Below are 19,113 nucleotides of genomic sequence, written 5' to 3'. Positions count from 1 at the left end.
AAGCCCTATTTATTCAATTGTGCTAATTGCGCCCGCTCTGCATCCGACCATTTATCTTCCAGAGCTATCAGCTGATCTCTGTCCGCAAATGGCGGATAACCCGCTTTCATAGTTAAGCGAATATAGTGGTGGATAAATACATCTAGGCAAACATGCATTGCGCGCATATCGCCAATTTCTTGTTCACGCTTTTTAGTGCGCAAATATAAATCGAAATCTGCGGCCTGAATGCGCTCATCCCACTCGCCAATTTTAGCCAGCGCACTACGGGCAATCATCACTGTATTGCCCACAAAGCCTTCTTTAATCTGATGCTTAAATCGCGTTTGCCGATCAAGGCAAAAGCCTTCCCAATTACGATACATCAGCTTATGCATCCAGCTGAGCGTGGTGCGATTAAAACCAAATAAGCCAAGAAAGTTTTTAATTTTTTGCCAACGATGCTTCAGCTTTTTAGTCTCTTGAGCATTTTCAATTTGCTCAATTCCGCAAACCGTAGCGACTTCTAAACCATTCGCTGTCATCGATTCAATCAGCTTAAGGTCCCACTGGGGAGATACGATAATGTCATTATTCAGAAAAGCGAGCCAGTCATATTTTGCAATGACAATCCCTTGATTCTGGCTATGCGGATAAGCGTAATTCGCATGATTACGAATCACCGTTACCCCCACCGAATCAAAAAACTCCGCACTACCATCGTTCGAGCCATTATCAATAATAATCAGCTCAAAAGGGTGATGGGTATAGCGCTGCAGGTTTTCCCAGAATAATTGATTCACTGCTAATTGATTATGGATGGCCGTAATAATGCTAATCATAAAGAAACCTTACGCTGAAAACTGGAGCCCGCCAACAAAGCACAAGCCAAGAGCACATAGGCTAGGCCCGTAATATTATCGGTAAAAAAGGAATTGGCTAAAGTCGATATTCCATAAGAGCAAACTAAAACCAAACCCAACCAGCGCTCAGCCGAAATGGTATTCCATGCTTGTTTTGCTGTGGCGAGTAATACTAAAACCAAGGACAACATCCCCACAATACCCAGCTCTACACCCAACCATAAATAATCATTATGCGGATTAGCAAAAGAGCGGCGCACTTCCGAATCACCGGCATTTTTTAAATAATTCTGCTTATAGCTGCCAGTGCCGTGCCCTAAAACCGGCGCTTCTTTAATTAAATCTTTAGCTACTTTATGAAAAAATAATCTCAAGCCAACCGAAGTATCGATATCGCCTTTATCGTAGCTTTGCACATCGCTTTGCACGGTGCTCATTCCTGTACGCAATGAACTAGAGCCTAAATAAAGTAAGGGGCCCATTACCGCAGCAGCAATCAGCGCAATAAAGAAACCACGCCGCCCCTGCCATAGCACCACTAATAACCCTAACAGTAAGAGCAGCAATACTTGCGCCGTGCGCCCTTTCACCATAAAAAATACATCAAAAATACACAGGGCAATGGTGATTGCCGCTGGCCAGCGCCATTGCTTAGGCAAACGCCCCGCCATCCAATAAGCGGCAATACCGCAGGCAAGAAAACTCACAAAGGTGCTGTGATAGGTATGTGTTCTAAAAACGGAATAATCGCCGATTGCACCTTGAATAATAGGCGTGCCACTCAGGCCACTGCCAATTGAAAGCACAAGGGTAATCACCGCCCCAAGGCCGAATCCGGCTAATAAATACTGGCGAACAGGAGCTAAAGTACATACTGCAAAAAATAAAGGCGCTAATAAATAAGCCCGCATTTTAAGCAGCATGCCCAGCGCATCGTTAATTGATGAATCGGTCCAAAATACGCCCAATACAAACAGCGAATACATCAGAAGGCAGGCCTGAATTAAAGGCTGGCGTAATGCATTGCCAATATGTTGGCGGATTTCCGGAGTAAAAATCGCGAATAAAACCAATACCCCCGCGCTGATATTTTGCATGGCGGTTGAAACAGGAATAGCCAACCCCGCCAAAAAAGCAAACCAGAGTAGAGGCTGCCGAACGATATTTAGATTCATGCCACCACCAGACGATAATGTTTTTTAGTTAAATCGCGGCCCAGTAGTTTTTCTACTTTCATTTGCCAGCGATGACGTTTTTCGCGTTTGGATAAACGATATTGCGGATCAGGTGTGAATACTAATTCGGCATAATCCTGAAACCAAGGCTGAACAATAGCCGGATGTTTGCCTTTAAATGGCTGCAATATACTGGCATCAATCTGGCTGTAATCATGCGCCTTAGGGGTGTGATTCCAATAGCGAGAAACCTGACGAATCTTCTCATTCATTTTTTCGCTAGATCGCACATGGCCATAATGATAAATCGGGCAGCCCACCACCGCAGCATTTGGATAACGCCCACGCTTATTCTGATGCATCACCACCCAAAACAAGCCATCAGGTGCCCAGCTGCGAATGGTGTTTCTAATAATTCGAGGGGCACGGCGATACCAAGCAGGGCTTTTTGCTACTAAATCTGGGCAGCCATAAAAATGGTGATAATCAAACACCAGTGCTTCAACTTCAAGGTTAGCTAAATGCTTTTCCATGGCGGCGCGAATCTTGGGCGCATCTTCTTCGTGAATGACCTCGTCGCCTTCCAGATAAAACGCCCAATCACCACTGCAATTAAACTGAGCAATCATTTTTTGCTGAGCGTAGACATAGCCACGGTCTTTCATATCCTCATTCCACGTGGTTTCAATCACCCGAATCCGTGCATCGCCAATAGAGCGCACGCGCTCCAATGTGTCGTCATCGCTCTTACCTACCGCCACGACCACTTCATCGCAAACGCTCAGTAAGCTTTTTAAACTTTCAATATAGGGATAGCCAAGCAGAGTGCCATTGCGCAGGAAGGTAAAGCCGCTAACTTTCATAGGGAATCCGTAAAATGCAAGCTTGCAAGTAGCTAGCCAATCGCGAGATTATAGCAGCCTCAATACAGCTATCTCGCGTCTACACGCTTGCAAAACATGTTAAAAATAAGTGGTCTGATTATTACGTTTAATGAAGCGCACAATATCGTTGAATGCCTGCGCTCTATGAAACAGGTTTGCGATGACATTGTGGTGGTCGATTCTTGCAGTAGTGATAACACCGTGGAATTAGCCAAGCAAGAAGGCGCAACGGTGATTTCGCAGCCCTTCCTAGGCGATGGCCCGCAGCGCAGCGTGGGTTTGCCGCATTGCCGCCACGATTGGGTGCTTAATTTAGACGCCGATGAGCGCTTAGAAGACGATTTGGTGGCATATTTAAAAGATACCGATTTAAGCCAGCAAAATGTCAGCGCCATTGAAACGCGCCGCCGCAATTATATTGGCAATCAAACCACTCGCTTTGCCGGGCAATATCCGGATTATGTGCGGCGCATTTTTAATAAAACACAGGTGGATTTTTCGCCAGTCAGCGCGCACACCAAAATTCAAAGCCATTCATTAAAAAAAATACCTGCGCATATTACCCATTATTCATATAAAGATTATCCGGATATCTTTAAGCGAGCCTGCCTCTACGGCACATGGCAGGCGCAAACTATCGCCAAAACCAATAAAAAAATCGGCCCGCTCACGCCTGGGTTTCATTGCCTGTTTTCATTTTTAAAACATTATGTAATTAAGCTCGGCTTTCTGGCTGGGCACGATGGATTAGCGATCTCGCTAGGCAAAGCCATCGCCTCCTACATCAAATACGCCCATGCGATTGAACTACGCCGAAATAAAAACTAAAAACCCAAATCTTGAACCACAGAGGGCACAGAGAACACGGAGGGTCACGGAGAAATACCTTCTGTTGTTTGGTTTTCTCCGTGATCCTCCGTGTCCTCCTAAACTCCGTGGTTCAAGATTTGGGTTTGGATTTATAAATTCACATCATCGCGGCCAAGATGGCTGCCTCTATCGACGCCCAATCGGGCACGGTGTCGCTGCTGACGATCACTTCAAAACGTGAATCGCGACGATAAGCCGTAGTGGTAGCGCCCGGCATACCGTCTACCCAGTCGAATCGATACCAGTCCCGCTCGGTATGGAATACGCCTTTAGCTCGGGACAATCCTGTTAAACCCAAACTTTGTGGGCTAGATAGCGCATCAAATAAATCGGCGAGTTTGGCGCTAAAAAAGAGTGTTTCTGGGGCAAAAATCCAGCCGCAGCTGTGCGAGCCTAAGGCGGAGTGGGATTTTTTAATCGGCCAGACCAACTCTTCTTCCACCGCTGCAACTGGTTTAACGCGTTTACGCAGATTATTGCTATGAGTGTTAGGCGTTCTGGTGGCTGGCCAGCGCTCTGGGTGCAGCTCTAAATCCAGTAAAGCCGGATCGAACTCGCCTTGCACGGCTTGCACAATGGCGAGCTTTGGCGGGAACATCGCTTCTGCCATTTTCCACGCTGCGGCCATTTGATCGACATCGGCCAAATCGGCCTTGCTCAGTACAATCACATCGGCCAATTGCAACTGGTCGCGCCATGTTTCATGGCTGGTATAGCGGCTATCTTGCAAATGACGCGCATCAAGCAGCGTGAGCACCGCCCGCACATCCAAGGCTGCCGCCAAAAAAGGATCACGCAGTAAATCAATAATCCCCGCTGGATGACCCAAGCCAGATGGCTCGATCAGCAGGCGATCAGGGCGCTTACCTTTGAGTAATTTAGTCAGCGTAACTCGCAGCATGGGGCTGGTGGTGCAACAGATACAACCGCCGGGTACTTCGGCAACTTGTATATCTCCAACCGGCAAACCATCCCCCGCCACTGACAAGCTGGCTCCGTCTATGCCTACTTCACCAAACTCATTCACCACCACAGCCCAGTATTCATCTTGTGGCTTAGTGGCGAGCAGCTTCATCATGGCGGTGGTCTTGCCCACGCCTAAAAAACCACTGATTAGATTGACCGGAGTGCGATTCATAGATTGTCATTAGTCCTAAAACAGAAAATCTCAAAGTTCTTTAGGCATAAAACCCAATTCTTGAACCACAGAGGAAAAGGAGAACACGGAGGGCCACGGAGAAAAGCATTACAAGGTTTTCTCCGTGTAACTCTGTGTCCTCCGCGCTCTCCGTGGTTCAAGAATTGGGTTTTATGTGCAAGAAGAATTGCGGTGTTCTAGCTTATTGTGCCCGTATCTGGCTTAGGTTTATTTGGCCTTTGCACACCTGCGTGCAATTGCTGCATCGCCCCGCCCATATCGCCTGCCAGCATTTTAGGCAGCACATGATGGGCTTTGATAAACACATCCATGATGCCTTCAAATTCTTCTTTACGGGGTGGCTTCAAGACAAAATTAGCCACTTCGGCCTTATTACCAGGATGGCCGATTCCCACGCGTAAGCGCCAGAAATCAGGTGTTCCCAGATGGGCTTGAATGTCTTTTAAACCATTATGCCCACCATTGCCGCCACCCTGCTTCAGCTTGATCTGCCCAGCAGGGATATCCAGCTCATCGTGTACCACCAGGATTTCAGCGGGCAATATTTTATAAAACTGCGCCAAGGCCACCACGGATAAACCACTGCGGTTCATAAAAGTTTGCGGCTCTAGCAGCCATACGTCGCTGCCATGCAGGCGAGCTTTAGCAGCTAAGCCGTGGAATTTATTATCGTGGCGCAAAGAAGCATTAGCGTCTTTAGCTAATTCATCCACCCACCAAAATCCCGCGTTATGGCGGGTTTGCGCGTAATCGCTACCCGGATTACCCAGCCCTACAATCAATTTAATTTGCGGCATAGTCTTTCAAAAACAGGCGAAAAGGGCTACATGTTAGCAGCCTGTCAGACTTCTGCTAAGCGCCCATTGTTTTCAGCGCGGCAAAAGCTGCAGCATTGGGCTGGTGACGAATGATGCGCAAGCTGGCATCAGGTGCTAGATAAATCTTTCCCCATGCAATACGGTCTGATTCTATATCGATACTCCAGCCGCCAGACCAAGCCCAGCCTGAGCTCGCGGGGATCAGTTTAAAGCGCCCAATCCAGCGCCCCGGTGTAGCAGCTGTTGCATCGCCTACGCCGGGAACATCAATCACCGCCTGCCATTCAATTTTGCCAGCACGATTCCGTAACACTAATTGCTGGGTATTTTCTGATGAATACTGGCTCAGCGTAAACCCCGGCCAAGACCCAAGCAGGCTCAACTCGGCCTGAACGAGGGGCTGGCCTTGCGATACTTTACGATCAGTAGACACTTGCACATCAGTGAAGTAGGGAGCGTAGTTCAAGCCATCTTGCCGCACATGAAAAGGTGAAACGCCCAGCCTTGGCGCCAGCCAGTAGATCAAAATAAATAACAACAGCAGTAGCGCCGCCCCCATCACTTTTGCCTTATGCCTCGGTGGAATAACGGGTAAATTTGCCAACCACACCAAAGGGCTCCAGGTAAATGTCTGGATATAGTCCTGACCTGATGACTGCTCTTCTCTACGCATAGCTTTCTCTAATTTTTATTAGATAGAAAGAATAGCAGAGAGATAGAACTAAAAGACGAAAAAAAACCCACCGTAGCGGGTTTTTTAAGAGCTAAAACTTAAACAGATTTTGCACCGTTCAAGTTTACAACGCCCAAGTCTTTACCAGAAACCAACGATACCAATTCGATACCATCAGCCAACTTGATGTCGGACAAGTGAACTGAAGTCTTAAGAACAGACAAGTCGCTCAGGTCAACAGTTACGAATTCTGGCAGCTTAGAAGCTACGCAACGAACCATTACTTCGTTCAGCACAGTGCTGATCGTGCCACCTTGCAACTTAACACCTAGGCTGTTTTCGCCGTTGATGAAGTGCAATGGTACTTTCAATTCAACAACAGTTGCTTCGTTTACGCGTTGTAAGTCAACGTGCAGAACCAATTGCTTGAATGGGTGGTATTGAACAGCACGAACCAGAACTTGCTCAGCAGCAGCACCTTCAACATTCAGTGTGATCAAAGCAGTGTGGAACGCTTCTTTTTGCAAAGCGTAGTACATGCTGTTGTGGTCAAGTGTTACGGCTACAGGGGCTACATCGCCACCGTAAACGATTGCTGGCAAACGACCGTCACGACGCTGGCGGCGGCTCGCACCCGTACCTTGCGTGTCACGTGCTACTGCATTGATTTCAAAAGTCATGATAAAACTCCATAAGCACTTTGCTCACCCTTAGGGCTGGCTTGGTGCATTTAAATAAGTGCTGTCCGCGACCAGACAGCACAGCAAGCGGACCGAGGTCCGAAAATCAAATTAATCTACAAACAAGGATGAAACGGATTCATCGTTGTTAATGCGGCGCATCGTTTCAGCCAAGAGGCCAGCAATCGATACCACGCGTACACGGCCACTATCTTGTGCAGCTTGGCTCACTGGGATGGTGTCAGTCACAACCACTTCATCCAAGTCAGATTGCATAATGCGCTCTACAGCAGCGCCAGAGAATACGGCGTGTGTAGCGTAAGCTAATACGCGTTTCGCACCGTGTTGCTTCAGGGCTTGCGCCGCTTTGCACAGGGTGTTGGCGGTATCGATCATGTCATCGATAATCACACAGGTACGGTCTTTAACATCACCGATAATATGCATGACTTCGGCAACGCCAGCCTTAGGGCGACGTTTATCGATAATCGCCATATCCACACCCAATTGCTTAGCCATGGCGCGAGCACGCAATACGCCGCCTACGTCTGGGCTAACAACCATCAGGTTTTCATAGCGCTTTTCACGGATATCCGACAGCAAAACAGGTGTCGAGTAGATGTTATCTACAGGGATATCGAAGAAGCCTTGGATTTGATCTGCATGCACATCGACGGTCAGCACACGATCTACCCCAGCAACGGTCAGCATATTTGCAACCACTTTGGCGGATATCGGTACACGAGCAGAGCGTGGGCGGCGATCTTGACGGGAATACCCAAGGTAGGGGATTGCTGCAGTAATGCGGCCAGCCGATGCGCGTTTCAGCGAATCAACCATTAACATCACTTCCATCAGATTATCGTTGGTCGGAACGCAAGTGGACTGCAAAACGAAAACATCACGACCGCGAACGTTTTCCAGCAGCTCAACGGTCACTTCACCGTCCGAGAATCGACCAACCGTGGCACGGCCAATCGAGATGTCCAGGTGATTAACTACGCTATCAGCAAGTTTCGGGTTAGCGTTACCAGTGAACACCATGAGACTATCGTAAGCCATTTCTGTATTCCAGAAGGACGAAAAGCGCGTAATTTTTAAATTACACGCTTTTCTATTCGAATGATGGCAGGGGAAGAAGGATTCGAACCTTCGCATGTCGGAATCAAAATCCGATGCCTTAACCAACTTGGCGACTCCCCTAATGAAACTGCCTACACACTACTCGGCAAATTCATGTAATGGATGCTTACTTAATGACCTTGCTACATATCCAGTCATCTTTTTTGGCAGGTCGTATATTACACGGTTTGCTTCGTTGGGTGAAGAAAAACTTGCAAAAACACAACTACCTGAGCCGGTCATCCTTGCGTTTGCATACTGGCTAAGCCACGTAATACTTTCGCTTATTTCCGGATAACTCTTACACGCCACTTCTTCCAGATCATTTTGGGTAATGGCGCTGCTGAGGTGCGGAACTGTAATCGGCGGAGTATCCCTTGTCAAGTTAGGATCGGAAAATATTTGTGGTGTAGAGACATGCACTTGAGGATGAAGAATCACAAAATGGGCTTCAGGAGTAAGGATCGGCGTCATGATTTCGCCTATACCTTCTACAAAAGCATTCTCGCCAAAAATAAAGAAAGGCACATCTGCACCGAGGCTTAAACCCAGCTCCATTAAGCGTACACGTGGCAAATTAAGCTGCCAAAGGCGATTGAGCGCCAACATCACCGTGGCCGCATCAGAACTCCCCCCACCTACGCCACCGCCCATAGGCAGACGCTTAGTCACGCGGATATCCACGCCCTTGCTGCAGCCAGTCTCTTTTTGTAGCAGGCGCGCTGCACGCACAGTTAAATCGCTATCCGCTGGCACACCGGGTAGTGGATTAAGGTGCTGCACCTCACCGCCCTCGTTCACCCGCAGGCTAATGGTGTCGGCCAAATCAATCAGCTGAAAAACAGATTGCAGCAGGTGATAGCCATCGTTGCGACGACCGATAATATGTAAGAAGAGATTGAGCTTAGCCGGTGCAGGAAAATCTTGCCAATCGTAAGAACTGCTCATTAAGGATTCCATTGCCATTCTGATATCACTACTTTGATTTCTAAATCACTGCGACTTAGCGTTAATTTATGCGGCAAGCTGGGTTGCCCGCGATAATCACTACTTTCTATGTGCCAACCTGCCTGTAAGAGCAGGCGGCCATTTTCAATCTCACTCTGGCTTGTTACCGCAAGCTCTGGATCAGGCTCGCCACGCAGCCACCAGCGTAAACCTGATACAGGCAAAGGCCAGCCTAGTGCTTCTGCGATCAGTTCGTCAGCAGAGTTGGCTGTAATTTCGCGTTGATTAGCACCACGAAAGCTCGCTCTGCCGGGGCTAAAACGCAGCTCTGCTGCCGTTTGCCCGAGCGGGCCAGAAAGCGACAGCTCGCTTTGCTCGCCCAATTGATGCCAATCAAACTGAGCATAGTGCCTTTCATTCGCCACTTTTAAAGCCACCCGCCCGCTCGCCGAATAGCCCGCCCGAGTCGCTTGCGGGGTAGATGCGCAGCCTGCCAGCATAAATAGCAGCAGCAAAACAAAACCTAAGCGCATCAACGAATACCTAGCCGGGAGATTGTTTCAGTCAAGGTTTCATTTTTGGCATCAATCAAGAGTGCGGCATCCACCACCTTTTTCGCCTCGACCTTATCACCCAGCTGCCACAATACTTCAGCTAAATGTGCCGCAACATCAGGCTCAGACAATTTTGTGTGAGCCCGCTTCAGTAACTCTTTTGCCTCTGGCAGCTTGCCTTGCTTATAACGCAGCCAGCCCAAGCTATCCAGAATCACAGGGCTATCTGGCTCTAAGGCGATGGCTTGCTCGAGCCATTTTTCGGCTTCTGCAAGCTTGGTGGTGCGTGTCAGCAGCGTATAACCCAAGGCATTCATTCCCTGAGCATTAGCAGGTAGCAGCTGTACATACTTACGCAAATCGCTTTCAGCTAAAACGTAATTACCTTGCATATCGGCCATTAAGGCTCGATCGTAAATTAAATCTGCCGACAGTGGATAAGTTGTAATTCCCTTACTTAAAATATCCACACCCTTTTTATAATCGCGTGCCTCACGCCACAACTGAGCCTCCATCTGGATATGCTCAATCCTTGCTTGCTCGGTGTCCGCAGGCAAGGCTGTGATCGCCTTATGTGCCTCCTCCATGCGGCCTAAGCGGGCAAAGACCCGTGGCAAGCGTTTTTTAGCCGGCAAGGCAAATTCACCACCTACCTGGCTATACCACTTTAATGCTTCATCAAAACGATAACGCTCTTCGGCAATCTGCCCCAGGTAGTAACGTAAGTTATCCACATTGCGCGGGTTTTGCGTAATGGCAGCGCTTAAATTGCGATAGGCCGTATCTAAATCTCGCTGCTGCAACGCAATTAAACCCGTGCCAATCAAGGCATCCAGATTGCTCGCTTGCAGATTAAGTACTTCTTGGTAAACCTGATTTGCTTCGGGTAAACGTTGAGCAGCAACTAATTCACGCGCCAGGCTATTACGCAGGCTAAACGACATCGGATTATCTTTTATGGCTTTTTGCAAAAATTCAATGCTAGCCGCAGGCGATTGATTCGATAAAAGCTGTGCTTTGTATTGAATAACCACTTCCCAATTAGGGCGAGCTGCCAAAGCGCGATCTAATTCTGCGATGGCATCATTAAAACGCTCCTGATTAGCTAAGGCCACGGCACGGGCAAAGCGAGCCTCCGGTAGCTGAGGATACTTTTGCGTTAACTCATCTGTGAGCATCCACGCGGCTTTTCGATCGCTGCTTTTATCCCAGAGCAAATGCATTTGCATAAAGAAAGCAGCAGCATCCTCTGGCTTGGCAGCCAGCAGCGCCTCAATATGCGGGCGGGCTTCTTCAATGCGGTCTGCCCGAATCAATAAAGTAAGTAATATTTGTCGTGCACCCACCGAGTTGGGGGCCGCTGTAATCCATTGCTGAGCCGTTTCCTGAGCCAAGCCCAACTGCCCCGCGCCGACTGCGACTTCGGTAGCGCGACGTGCAACACGCGGATCATGCGTTCGGTTTGCTAAGTCGTACCAAGTTTGCGCAGACAACGCCGTTCGGCCACGCTGCAAAGCAATATCCGCAACCAAAAAGCGCAACAGCAAATCATTAGACAGAGGCAAGCGTGATAGCGTTTCAGGGGCAAAGCTTTCATCCCGAACCGGCTCCGCATCACCCGCAACCTCAGCGGGTTCGCTCGCCGTCGCCCCTGATGTGGAAGCGACAGGCACAGAGGCGCACCCGCCCAAAAATAAGCCGCTAATAAGTAAGCAAAGAGCATAGTGTCGGAAAGGGACGAGCATGGCACAATCCAGTAACGTCATTAATCATTCCATATTAACTCGGATATTTCAGATAGGAATAGCTCGTCTTACACTTACTATATTCATCGACAGATCGTAAGCTATTATTAACCTAAAATAAAAGCAATGCTAAAAACCCATAAAAATGCTTACAAAACAAGCATCTGCGCCATTATCACCCGCCAGTAAGCCTCTTTAATACGCAATATATATCCGGCGTTTACAACAACATCAGCACCGCCAACGGGAAGAAAAAGTGCCAGAATTACCTGAAGTTGAAACCACAAAACGCGGCATTGCATCGCATATAGAAGGTGTAGTGATCAGCGAAGTGATTATTCGCCAAGCCAGATTACGCTGGCCGATTCCTGCCGACCTAGCTCAAACACTGGAAGGCAAAAAAATACTCAGCGTAAACCGTAGGGCAAAGTATTTACTCTTTAGCTTTGAGCATGGCACCTTGCTCATTCACTTAGGAATGTCTGGTAATTTACGTGTATTAACCGAGGCATTTCCAGCAGAAAAACATGATCACTTTGATTTAGTTTTAGCTAATGGTAAACGCTTACGATATCGCGATCCACGCCGTTTTGGCGCTTGTTTATGGCAAGCATTAGAAAATGGGCCGCATTCTTTATTATTAAAGCTAGGGCCAGAACCATTATCCGAGCAATTTAATACCGATCATCTTCTATCCGCCCACTCTAATCGGAAAATAGCGATTAAACTCGCCATTATGGATAACCATACAGTAGTGGGTGTTGGTAATATCTATGCATCAGAATCTTTATTCAGAGCAAAAATTAATCCCAACAGAGCCGCAAATAGCCTAAATCACCAAGAATCTGCGCAATTAGTTGATGCAATCAAGGCGACACTAGGGGATGCAATTATTGCAGGTGGCAGCACACTGCGTGATTATGTCGATAGTGATGGTAAAGCAGGCTATTTTCAGCTGAGTGCTTTTGTTTATGGCCGGGCAGGAATGCCATGCCGAATTTGTGGCACTGAAATCAAACAAATACGCCAGGGGCAACGCAGTACATTTTATTGCCCTCACTGCCAGAATTAAAAAACAAATAAATTACAATTAAAACAACGTATTAACTAAGACTCACAACTTACAAACAATGACGGCGTCGCAAATAGAGAGATGGCAATGAGCACCGATTATCTGCATCAAAACGATTTGGCAGTGAATGACCCAAGTGGCAGTGATCGCTTAGTCGGGGATTTCCAGGCTTACAGCACTTGGCGCGCTGAGCTCACTCAGGCAATCAGCCAGCTCGCCCGCTGGCTAACTGAGCAAGATTTGGAGGATGCCCAAAGTAATTTGCGTATTTCTCAGCTCATAGAAAAACTACGTGACGACAAACTGAATATTGCCTTTGTTGCCGAGTTTTCACGCGGTAAATCTGAGCTGATCAACGCTATTTTCTTTGCAAATTATGGCAAACGTATTCTGCCCTCATCGGCAGGCCGCACAACCATGTGCCCAACCGAGCTGCTCTACGATGCCTCGCGCGAGCCATCGATTCAGCTTTTGCCGATTGAAACCCGCACTCAGAATGTAACCACCAGCGAATATCGCCGCTATCCTGAAGAATGGAAAACCATTCCACTGGATATTAATGATGCTGATGCCATGTTTGAATCGTTTCGGCATGTAGGCCTTACACGCCGCTCCCCTGTGGCAGAAGCAGCCAGCTACGGCCTTTACAATGCCGAAGATCCTGATCAGCTCATCGCGGTGGATGCGCAAGGCACGATTGAAATTCCTTGCTGGCGACATGCGGTGATCAACTTCCCGCATCCGTTGCTCAAACAAGGCTTGGTAATTCTGGATACGCCGGGACTAAATGCCATTGGTACCGAGCCTGAACTCACGCTTAATTTGCTGCCTAATGCCCATGCGATTCTGTTTATTTTGGCAGCAGACACCGGTGTTACCCGCTCGGATATTGATATCTGGCGCTCGCATATTGCCAAAGGTGGCAACCGTGGCCGCTTGGCCGTGCTCAATAAAATTGACAGCATGTGGGATGAATTAAAAACCCCCGAACAAATCGAAGCTGAAATCAATCACCAGATTACCACCACCGCTGAGCTGCTCGGCGTGCCTGTTGGCCATGTTTACCCTATCTCGGCACAAAAAGCGCTAGTTGCCAAAGTAAATCAGGATGTGGATTTGCTGGCCCGCTCGCGCCTGACCGCCTTAGAAGAAGCGCTTTCTAACGAGCTGCTTCCTTCCAAGCAAGATATCGTTCGTGACAGCACGATCACCGAAGTAGAAGACATCGTTCAAGGTATGCGCGCTATTCTGACAGTGCGACGGGATGGTGTGCTGGAGCAGCTCAACGAGCTATCCACTCTGCGTGGCAAGAATCAGGATGTTGTCGGGCAAATGATGGATAAAGTGCACGCCGACAAGCGCAAATTTGAACAAGGCTTGGTGCGCTTTCAGGCACTACGCAGCATTTTTAGCCAGCAAACTAATCAGTTAATGACATTACTGGGCATTGATGCGCTCAAAGGCAATATCGAAGCCGTACGTAAACAAATGGAAAACAGTATGTTCTCCTTTGGTGAAGGCGGTTTGCGCGCCATCATGGATCAGTTTTTCAAAGACGTGAACGGCAATATCAGCCACTCAGCAACACAAGTGGCCGAAATCCAAGCCATGATGGCGGCGATGTATAAGAAATTTAGCGAAGAACACGGCTTGGGCAGCGTTACTCCACCGCCTTTTTCTACTTTGAAATACCACAAAGAAATTTCGCGCTTAGAAAAATCTTTCCGTGAGCATTTCAATACCGTCAGCACTTTGCTCACCACCAGCAAGGGTAAGCTTTCGCATAAATTCTTTGAAACCATAGCCAGCCGTGTGCTCTACGTATTTGAAGTAGCCAACCGCGATGTAGAAAACTGGCTAAAAGCCGTAATGGCCCCGATGGAAACACAGGTGCGCGAGCATCAGCTGCAATTACGCCGCCGCCTGGAAAGCATTAAGCGCATCCATAAAGCCACCGACACACTGGAAAGCCGTATTGAAGAGCTGGAAGAAATGGACAGACAGCTCGCCACACAGCTCGCCGATCTGGAAGGGCGTTTACGCGGTATTTATGCTGCACTGAATGAAAATATATTTGCGGCAAAAGCGGCTTAATTGCTGGGCTAATAGCATATTGCTTAGGGCGAGCAACGACTTTCACACCTTAATCGTATTGCTAGGGACGTGAAACAACACAGTCGTTGCACCCATAAGAAAACAAATTATGGGTGCTGAACCATTCAAACTTACGGCTTAAACTACATCGCTTTTCCCGAACCTTTTAAGCTTTATTTTGTCCTAGCAAATCTATCTATAAATAACGCCGCCCCTTCTGGCGGCGTTCTCTTTTGGAAGTGTCTTTTTGGAAGTGCCCATGTCTGATATTTTGCTAGAAATCTGTGCCGGATCAGTCACATCCTGTTTAGCTGCGCAGGAAGGCGGCGCGCATCGGGTTGAGTTTTGCGATAATTTATTAGAAGGTGGCACCACGCCATCGTATGGGCAAATCGCCGTGGCCAGAGAGCGGCTTTGGATCGGCCTGAATGTGATTATCCGCCCGCGCGGCGGCGATTTTTTATATACCGATCTGGAATACGAAGTCATGCAGCGCGATATTATCGCCTGCAAAAAACTCGGTGTAGAAGGCATCGTCATCGGCATCCTTACCGCCAATGGCTATATCGATGTGGCGCGTTGCAAAGCCTTGGTGGAGCTAGCCAGCCCCATGCAAGTCACCTTCCACCGTGCTTTCGATGTGGCTCAAAACCCGCTCAAAGCACTGGAAGACGTCATTGCCACAGGTTGCAATCGCCTGCTCAGCAGCGGCCAAGCCGCCACGGCATTAGAGGGTGCTGCCCTGCTCAAAATGCTGCAAGCCGCCGCTGGTGATCGCTTAGTCGTCATGCCAGGCGCAGGTGTGCGTAGCAATAATATCGCCGAATTAGTCGCCACCACCGGCTGCAAAGAATTCCACACCTCGGCCCGCCTGCCCTTCGCCAGCCAAATGCGTTATTGCAATCCCAATGTACATATGGGTATCCCCGGCCAAGACGAATACGCCTTGATAGAAACCAATGCCGAGCTGGTAAAAGAAATCATCGCTAAAGCATCCATATAGATATAACGATTAAATCCTTCGCTTAGCTGCATTACTTCGGTAAATTCCTAAGCATATAAGCTTCGTAACCGATTATTTTGCCCGGATAAAGTATGACTACCCTCAGTGAAGCAAGGCTGACTCACCTTAAGCAACTCGAAGCAGAGTCCATCCATATTATTCGTGAAGTGGCCGCCGAATTTGATAATCCGGTCATGCTCTATTCCATCGGCAAAGATTCTGCCGTGATGCTGCATCTGGCTCTGAAAGCCTTTGCACCTGGCAAAATGCCTTTTCCGCTGATGCATGTGGATACCACATGGAAATTCGGCGAAATGATCAAATTTCGCGACCAAATGGCAGCAAAGTGCGGCTTTGATCTGATTGTTCATATCAACGAAGAAGGCGTAAAAGCAGGCATTAACCCATTTAGCTCCGGCTCGGCCAAGCACACCGACGTGATGAAAACTGAAGGCCTAAAGCAGGCGCTGAATAAATACAAATTTGATGCAGCTTTTGGTGGTGCGCGCCGTGACGAAGAGAAATCCCGAGCCAAAGAGCGCGTGTATTCATTCCGCGATAAAAACCATCGCTGGGATCCAAAAGTACAACGTCCAGAGCTATGGAATATCTACAATTCCAAAATCGACCAAGGCGAAAGCATCCGCGTATTCCCGCTGTCTAATTGGACAGAGTTGGATATCTGGCAATATATCTATATGGAAAACATCGATATCGTGCCGCTCTACTACGCCGACGTTCGCCCCGTAGTTGAGCGTAATGGCACGCTAATCATGGTCGATGACGACCGTATGCCGCTGTTGCCCGGTGAAGTGCCAGAAATGAAATCGGTACGATTCAGAACGCTGGGCTGTTATCCGCTCACCGGCGCAGTGGAATCTACCGCCAAAACGCTGCCAGAAATCATCCAGGAAATGCTGCTTACCACGACTAGCGAGCGGCAAGGCCGAATGATCGACCACGATTCATCTGGCTCGATGGAAAAGAAAAAAATGGAAGGCTATTTCTAAAAGTTCAGAAAAACCTGTAGACACAGAGCACACAGAGGGCACTAAGAAATACAGAGCCCCTAACCCCTTTGTTTTTCTCTGTGTGCTCCGTGTTCTCACTGATCTCTGTGTCCACAGAATTTAAGGTTCAAATATATGTCACACCAATCTGATCTGATCGCCAGCGATATCGAAGCCTATTTAAAGCAGCACGAGAACAAAGACCTGCTGCGTTTTATTACCTGTGGCAATGTGGACGACGGTAAATCCACCCTGATCGGCCGCCTGCTGCACGATTCAAAACTGATTTTTGAAGACCAGCTTGCCGCCATTCAAAAAGACAGCAAAAAATATAACACCACCGATCAAGAAATCGATCTGGCCCTGCTAGTGGATGGCCTGCAAGCCGAGCGCGAGCAAGGTATTACCATCGACGTGGCTTACCGCTATTTCAGCACCGATAAGCGCAAATTTATCATTGCCGATTGCCCCGGGCACGAACAATACACCCGCAATATGGCCACCGGCGCATCCACCTGCGATCTGGCCGTGATCCTGATCGACGCGCGTTATGGCGTGCAAACCCAGACCCGCCGCCACAGCTATATCGTCAGCTTGCTGGGCATTAAGCATGTGATTATCGCCGTTAATAAAATGGACTTAGTCGGCTTTAGCGAACAGCGCTTTAATGAAATCCGCGCAGAATATCTAACATTAGCTAAATCCCTCAATATCGCCGACATTCAATTTGTGCCGATTTCTGCACTGCGCGGCGATAATGTGGTCACCCCGAGTGAGCAAGCGCCTTGGTATAGCGGCCTGACCTTTATGCAGCACCTGGAAGCTGTGCAAATCAATCGCGATAGCCGCCTCGAATCCTTCCGCCTACCGGTGCAATACGTTAACCGCCCTAACCTCGATTTCCGTGGTTTTTGCGGCACCATCGCCGCTGGCCGCGTCTTCCCTGGCGACGAAATCATCACCCTGCCTTCAGGCAAAACCGCCAAGGTAAAAGCGATTGTTACTTTTGAGGGCGAGCTAGCAACCGCCTTTGCTGGCCAAGCGATTACGCTGACCTTAGATCGGGAAATCGACATCAGCCGTGGCGATATGATCGTTAAAACCAGCGACGTCCCTCCACAAATCGGCCAGTCTTTTGACGCGCATTTAGTGTGGATGAACGAAGTGCCACTTACCGTTGGCAAAGAATACGGCTTTAAACTCAGCGGCAAAAACGTCTTCGGCCGAATCGCCCAAATCACCCACCGTGTGGATGTAAACAGCATGGAGCATGTAGAAGCCAGCGAGCTAAAACTCAATGAAATCGGCCTCTGCCGCATCATCCTCAACGCCCCAGTCGTCTTCGACACCTACGCAGACTGCAAAGGTACCGGCAGCTTCATCATCATCGACCGCCTAAGCAACGCCACCGCAGGCGCAGGCATGATAGAACAAGCCGCAGCTCACTCTGCGAGTGACGAGCAAGATGAACTGGCCAAATGGCGAGCTTTTGAAGTGGATTTAAATACACTGGTGCGCAAACACTTCCCAGAATGGGGCACGCGGGATGTGAGGGAGATTTTTAAGGGGTGATGGTTGGGGGGTGCAGGGTGCCAATAAGCTCCGCGTACGACGTTTATGGCCTTTCGTAGGGTGTCAATAAGCGATAGCGCATTGACCTTGGTATATTCACCTGCACCAAAGCCACGGCGTAATACGCTGTGGCTTATGGACGCCCTACAAATCAACACCTTAAACACCGAAAAACAAATTATTCTTTATAGGTAATTTGCTCTTCATACCCTCCTGCCCAATCTGCAGGGTATACGCCTTGTTTTACCAACAAATGAAATGTTGAATAAGGCCAATCCAATACTTTATTAACGAAGCCATGCTTAAGCGGATTAATATGCACATAATCCATATGCGCCATAAAATCTCGTTCATCACGAATTAAATGTTCCCAATAACGACGTTGCCAAATCCCACGTTCACCACGCTGAATACGCGAGTCTGAACGCCATTCAGTTTTAGAAAGAGATTTTGAAAAAACTATTTTGATTAAACGCCAACGCACATCAAAATTATAATCATTAGCGGGCAGCTCAATAATGCAGTGCAAATGCTCAGGCAACACCACCCAAGCATGAATCACAAAGGGATGAGATAAACGCACATGCCTCACCGCATTACGCAATAAATCAATATGGTGCACCAATAAATCATTATTTGCTCTTTGCAGCAAATTAACGGTAAAAAAATAAGTGCCGCCCGGATGCCAAGCGCGTCGATAATTAGGCATCTTTTAAATCTAGTACAAAATCACCAAACCACGCACCTTATGACACAAAGCCTTTGTAGGGTGTCAATAAGCGAAGCGCATTGCACCTTGGGTGATCATCAAGTTCACCAAAAAAACAAAACCCCGCATCCATGTTAGATACGGGGTTGATGTGCCATCGATCAGCAGCAGCCACGGCGCAAT

The 19,113-nt window shown here is 48.3% G+C and carries 18 protein-coding genes and 1 tRNA gene; 6 read left to right on the top strand and 13 right to left on the bottom strand.

The features are described from left to right. Positions 1-5: 5 nt before the first annotated feature. The 3 genes from ACFQNF_RS03400 to ACFQNF_RS03390 are packed head-to-tail and all read right to left on the bottom strand — an operon-like array spanning position 6 to position 2,880. Positions 6-821 (bottom strand): glycosyltransferase family 2 protein, encoded by an 816-nt coding sequence (locus ACFQNF_RS03400; RefSeq protein ID WP_380186106.1) that lies wholly within the window; start codon positions 819-821, stop codon positions 6-8. Then, positions 818-2,017, bottom strand: a complete 1,200-nt coding sequence (locus ACFQNF_RS03395; RefSeq protein WP_380186104.1) for an O-antigen ligase family protein — start codon at positions 2,015-2,017, stop codon at positions 818-820. Before ACFQNF_RS03395 ends, ACFQNF_RS03400 begins: the two co-directional genes overlap by 4 nt. After that, the gene (locus ACFQNF_RS03390; protein ID WP_380186103.1) at positions 2,014-2,880 is read right to left on the bottom strand and encodes a glycosyltransferase family 2 protein; all 867 of its coding nucleotides are present in this window, start codon (positions 2,878-2,880) and stop codon (positions 2,014-2,016) included. The genes ACFQNF_RS03395 and ACFQNF_RS03390 overlap by 4 nt, the downstream gene beginning before the upstream one ends. Before the next feature lie 96 nt (positions 2,881-2,976). On the opposite strand from ACFQNF_RS03390, the gene ACFQNF_RS03385 reads away from it, so the two are divergent. Then, positions 2,977-3,729: a glycosyltransferase family 2 protein gene (locus ACFQNF_RS03385; protein ID WP_380186102.1), complete on the top strand. Its 753-nt coding sequence runs from the start codon at positions 2,977-2,979 to the stop codon at positions 3,727-3,729. Positions 3,730-3,868: 139 nt separating this feature from the next. Here ACFQNF_RS03385 and ACFQNF_RS03380 read toward each other — a convergent pair whose 3' ends face one another. The 9 genes from ACFQNF_RS03380 to ACFQNF_RS03340 form a co-directional block, all read right to left on the bottom strand. Then, entirely contained in the window at positions 3,869-4,909 is a 1,041-nt protein-coding gene (locus tag ACFQNF_RS03380; protein WP_380186101.1) for a CobW family GTP-binding protein, read from the bottom strand. 197 nt (positions 4,910-5,106) lie between these two features. After that, positions 5,107-5,727 (bottom strand): aminoacyl-tRNA hydrolase, encoded by a 621-nt coding sequence (gene pth, locus ACFQNF_RS03375; RefSeq protein WP_099396809.1) that lies wholly within the window; start codon positions 5,725-5,727, stop codon positions 5,107-5,109. Positions 5,728-5,782: 55 nt separating this feature from the next. Continuing rightward, complete coding sequence (locus ACFQNF_RS03370) at positions 5,783-6,421, bottom strand: hypothetical protein (RefSeq protein ID WP_380186099.1); 639 nt, start codon at positions 6,419-6,421, stop codon at positions 5,783-5,785. 98 nt (positions 6,422-6,519) lie between these two features. Next, positions 6,520-7,101 carry a 50S ribosomal protein L25/general stress protein Ctc gene (locus tag ACFQNF_RS03365; RefSeq protein WP_380186098.1) on the bottom strand — a complete coding sequence of 194 codons (582 nt, stop codon included), beginning with the start codon at positions 7,099-7,101 and terminating at the stop codon, positions 6,520-6,522. A 111-nt stretch (positions 7,102-7,212) separates the two neighbouring features. Continuing rightward, positions 7,213-8,163 carry a ribose-phosphate pyrophosphokinase gene (locus tag ACFQNF_RS03360; protein WP_099396806.1) on the bottom strand — a complete coding sequence of 317 codons (951 nt, stop codon included), beginning with the start codon at positions 8,161-8,163 and terminating at the stop codon, positions 7,213-7,215. 64 nt (positions 8,164-8,227) lie between these two features. Beyond that, positions 8,228-8,304 (bottom strand) — tRNA-Gln (locus ACFQNF_RS03355). Positions 8,305-8,322: 18 nt separating this feature from the next. After that, positions 8,323-9,171: a 4-(cytidine 5'-diphospho)-2-C-methyl-D-erythritol kinase gene (ispE, locus tag ACFQNF_RS03350; RefSeq protein WP_380186095.1), complete on the bottom strand. Its 849-nt coding sequence runs from the start codon at positions 9,169-9,171 to the stop codon at positions 8,323-8,325. Then, positions 9,171-9,704: a lipoprotein insertase outer membrane protein LolB gene (gene lolB, locus ACFQNF_RS03345; protein WP_380186093.1), complete on the bottom strand. Its 534-nt coding sequence runs from the start codon at positions 9,702-9,704 to the stop codon at positions 9,171-9,173. The genes ispE and lolB overlap by 1 nt, the downstream gene beginning before the upstream one ends. Beyond that, complete coding sequence (locus ACFQNF_RS03340; RefSeq protein ID WP_380186092.1) at positions 9,704-11,398, bottom strand: tetratricopeptide repeat protein; 1,695 nt, start codon at positions 11,396-11,398, stop codon at positions 9,704-9,706. The genes lolB and ACFQNF_RS03340 overlap by 1 nt, the downstream gene beginning before the upstream one ends. 328 nt (positions 11,399-11,726) lie before the next feature. Between ACFQNF_RS03340 and mutM the strand changes: the two genes are divergently transcribed. The 5 genes from mutM (at position 11,727) to cysN (ending at position 18,221) form a co-directional block, all read left to right on the top strand. Further along, positions 11,727-12,542: a bifunctional DNA-formamidopyrimidine glycosylase/DNA-(apurinic or apyrimidinic site) lyase gene (gene mutM, locus ACFQNF_RS03335; RefSeq protein ID WP_380186090.1), complete on the top strand. Its 816-nt coding sequence runs from the start codon at positions 11,727-11,729 to the stop codon at positions 12,540-12,542. A gap of 87 nt (positions 12,543-12,629) precedes the next feature. Then, positions 12,630-14,636 (top strand): dynamin family protein, encoded by a 2,007-nt coding sequence (locus ACFQNF_RS03330; RefSeq protein WP_380186089.1) that lies wholly within the window; start codon positions 12,630-12,632, stop codon positions 14,634-14,636. Positions 14,637-14,895: 259 nt separating this feature from the next. After that, a complete protein-coding gene (locus tag ACFQNF_RS03325) occupies positions 14,896-15,639 on the top strand; it encodes a copper homeostasis protein CutC (protein WP_380186087.1) in 744 nt (247 codons plus the stop codon). Positions 15,640-15,731: 92 nt separating this feature from the next. After that, positions 15,732-16,649, top strand: coding sequence for a sulfate adenylyltransferase subunit CysD (cysD, locus tag ACFQNF_RS03320; protein WP_380186085.1), 918 nt, complete (start codon positions 15,732-15,734; stop codon positions 16,647-16,649). 135 nt (positions 16,650-16,784) lie between these two features. Continuing rightward, positions 16,785-18,221, top strand: a complete 1,437-nt coding sequence (gene cysN, locus ACFQNF_RS03315; RefSeq protein ID WP_380186084.1) for a sulfate adenylyltransferase subunit CysN — start codon at positions 16,785-16,787, stop codon at positions 18,219-18,221. Positions 18,222-18,399: 178 nt separating this feature from the next. On the opposite strand, the gene ACFQNF_RS03310 is transcribed toward cysN, so the two are convergent. Further along, complete coding sequence (locus tag ACFQNF_RS03310; RefSeq protein WP_380186082.1) at positions 18,400-18,930, bottom strand: REP-associated tyrosine transposase; 531 nt, start codon at positions 18,928-18,930, stop codon at positions 18,400-18,402. Positions 18,931-19,113 lie beyond the last annotated feature (183 nt).

The organism is Iodobacter arcticus (genome assembly GCF_042664895.1).
GTDB classification, from domain to species: Bacteria; Pseudomonadota; Gammaproteobacteria; order Burkholderiales; family Chitinibacteraceae; genus Iodobacter; species Iodobacter arcticus.
This window is presented reverse-complemented; position numbering and strand designations above follow the sequence as displayed.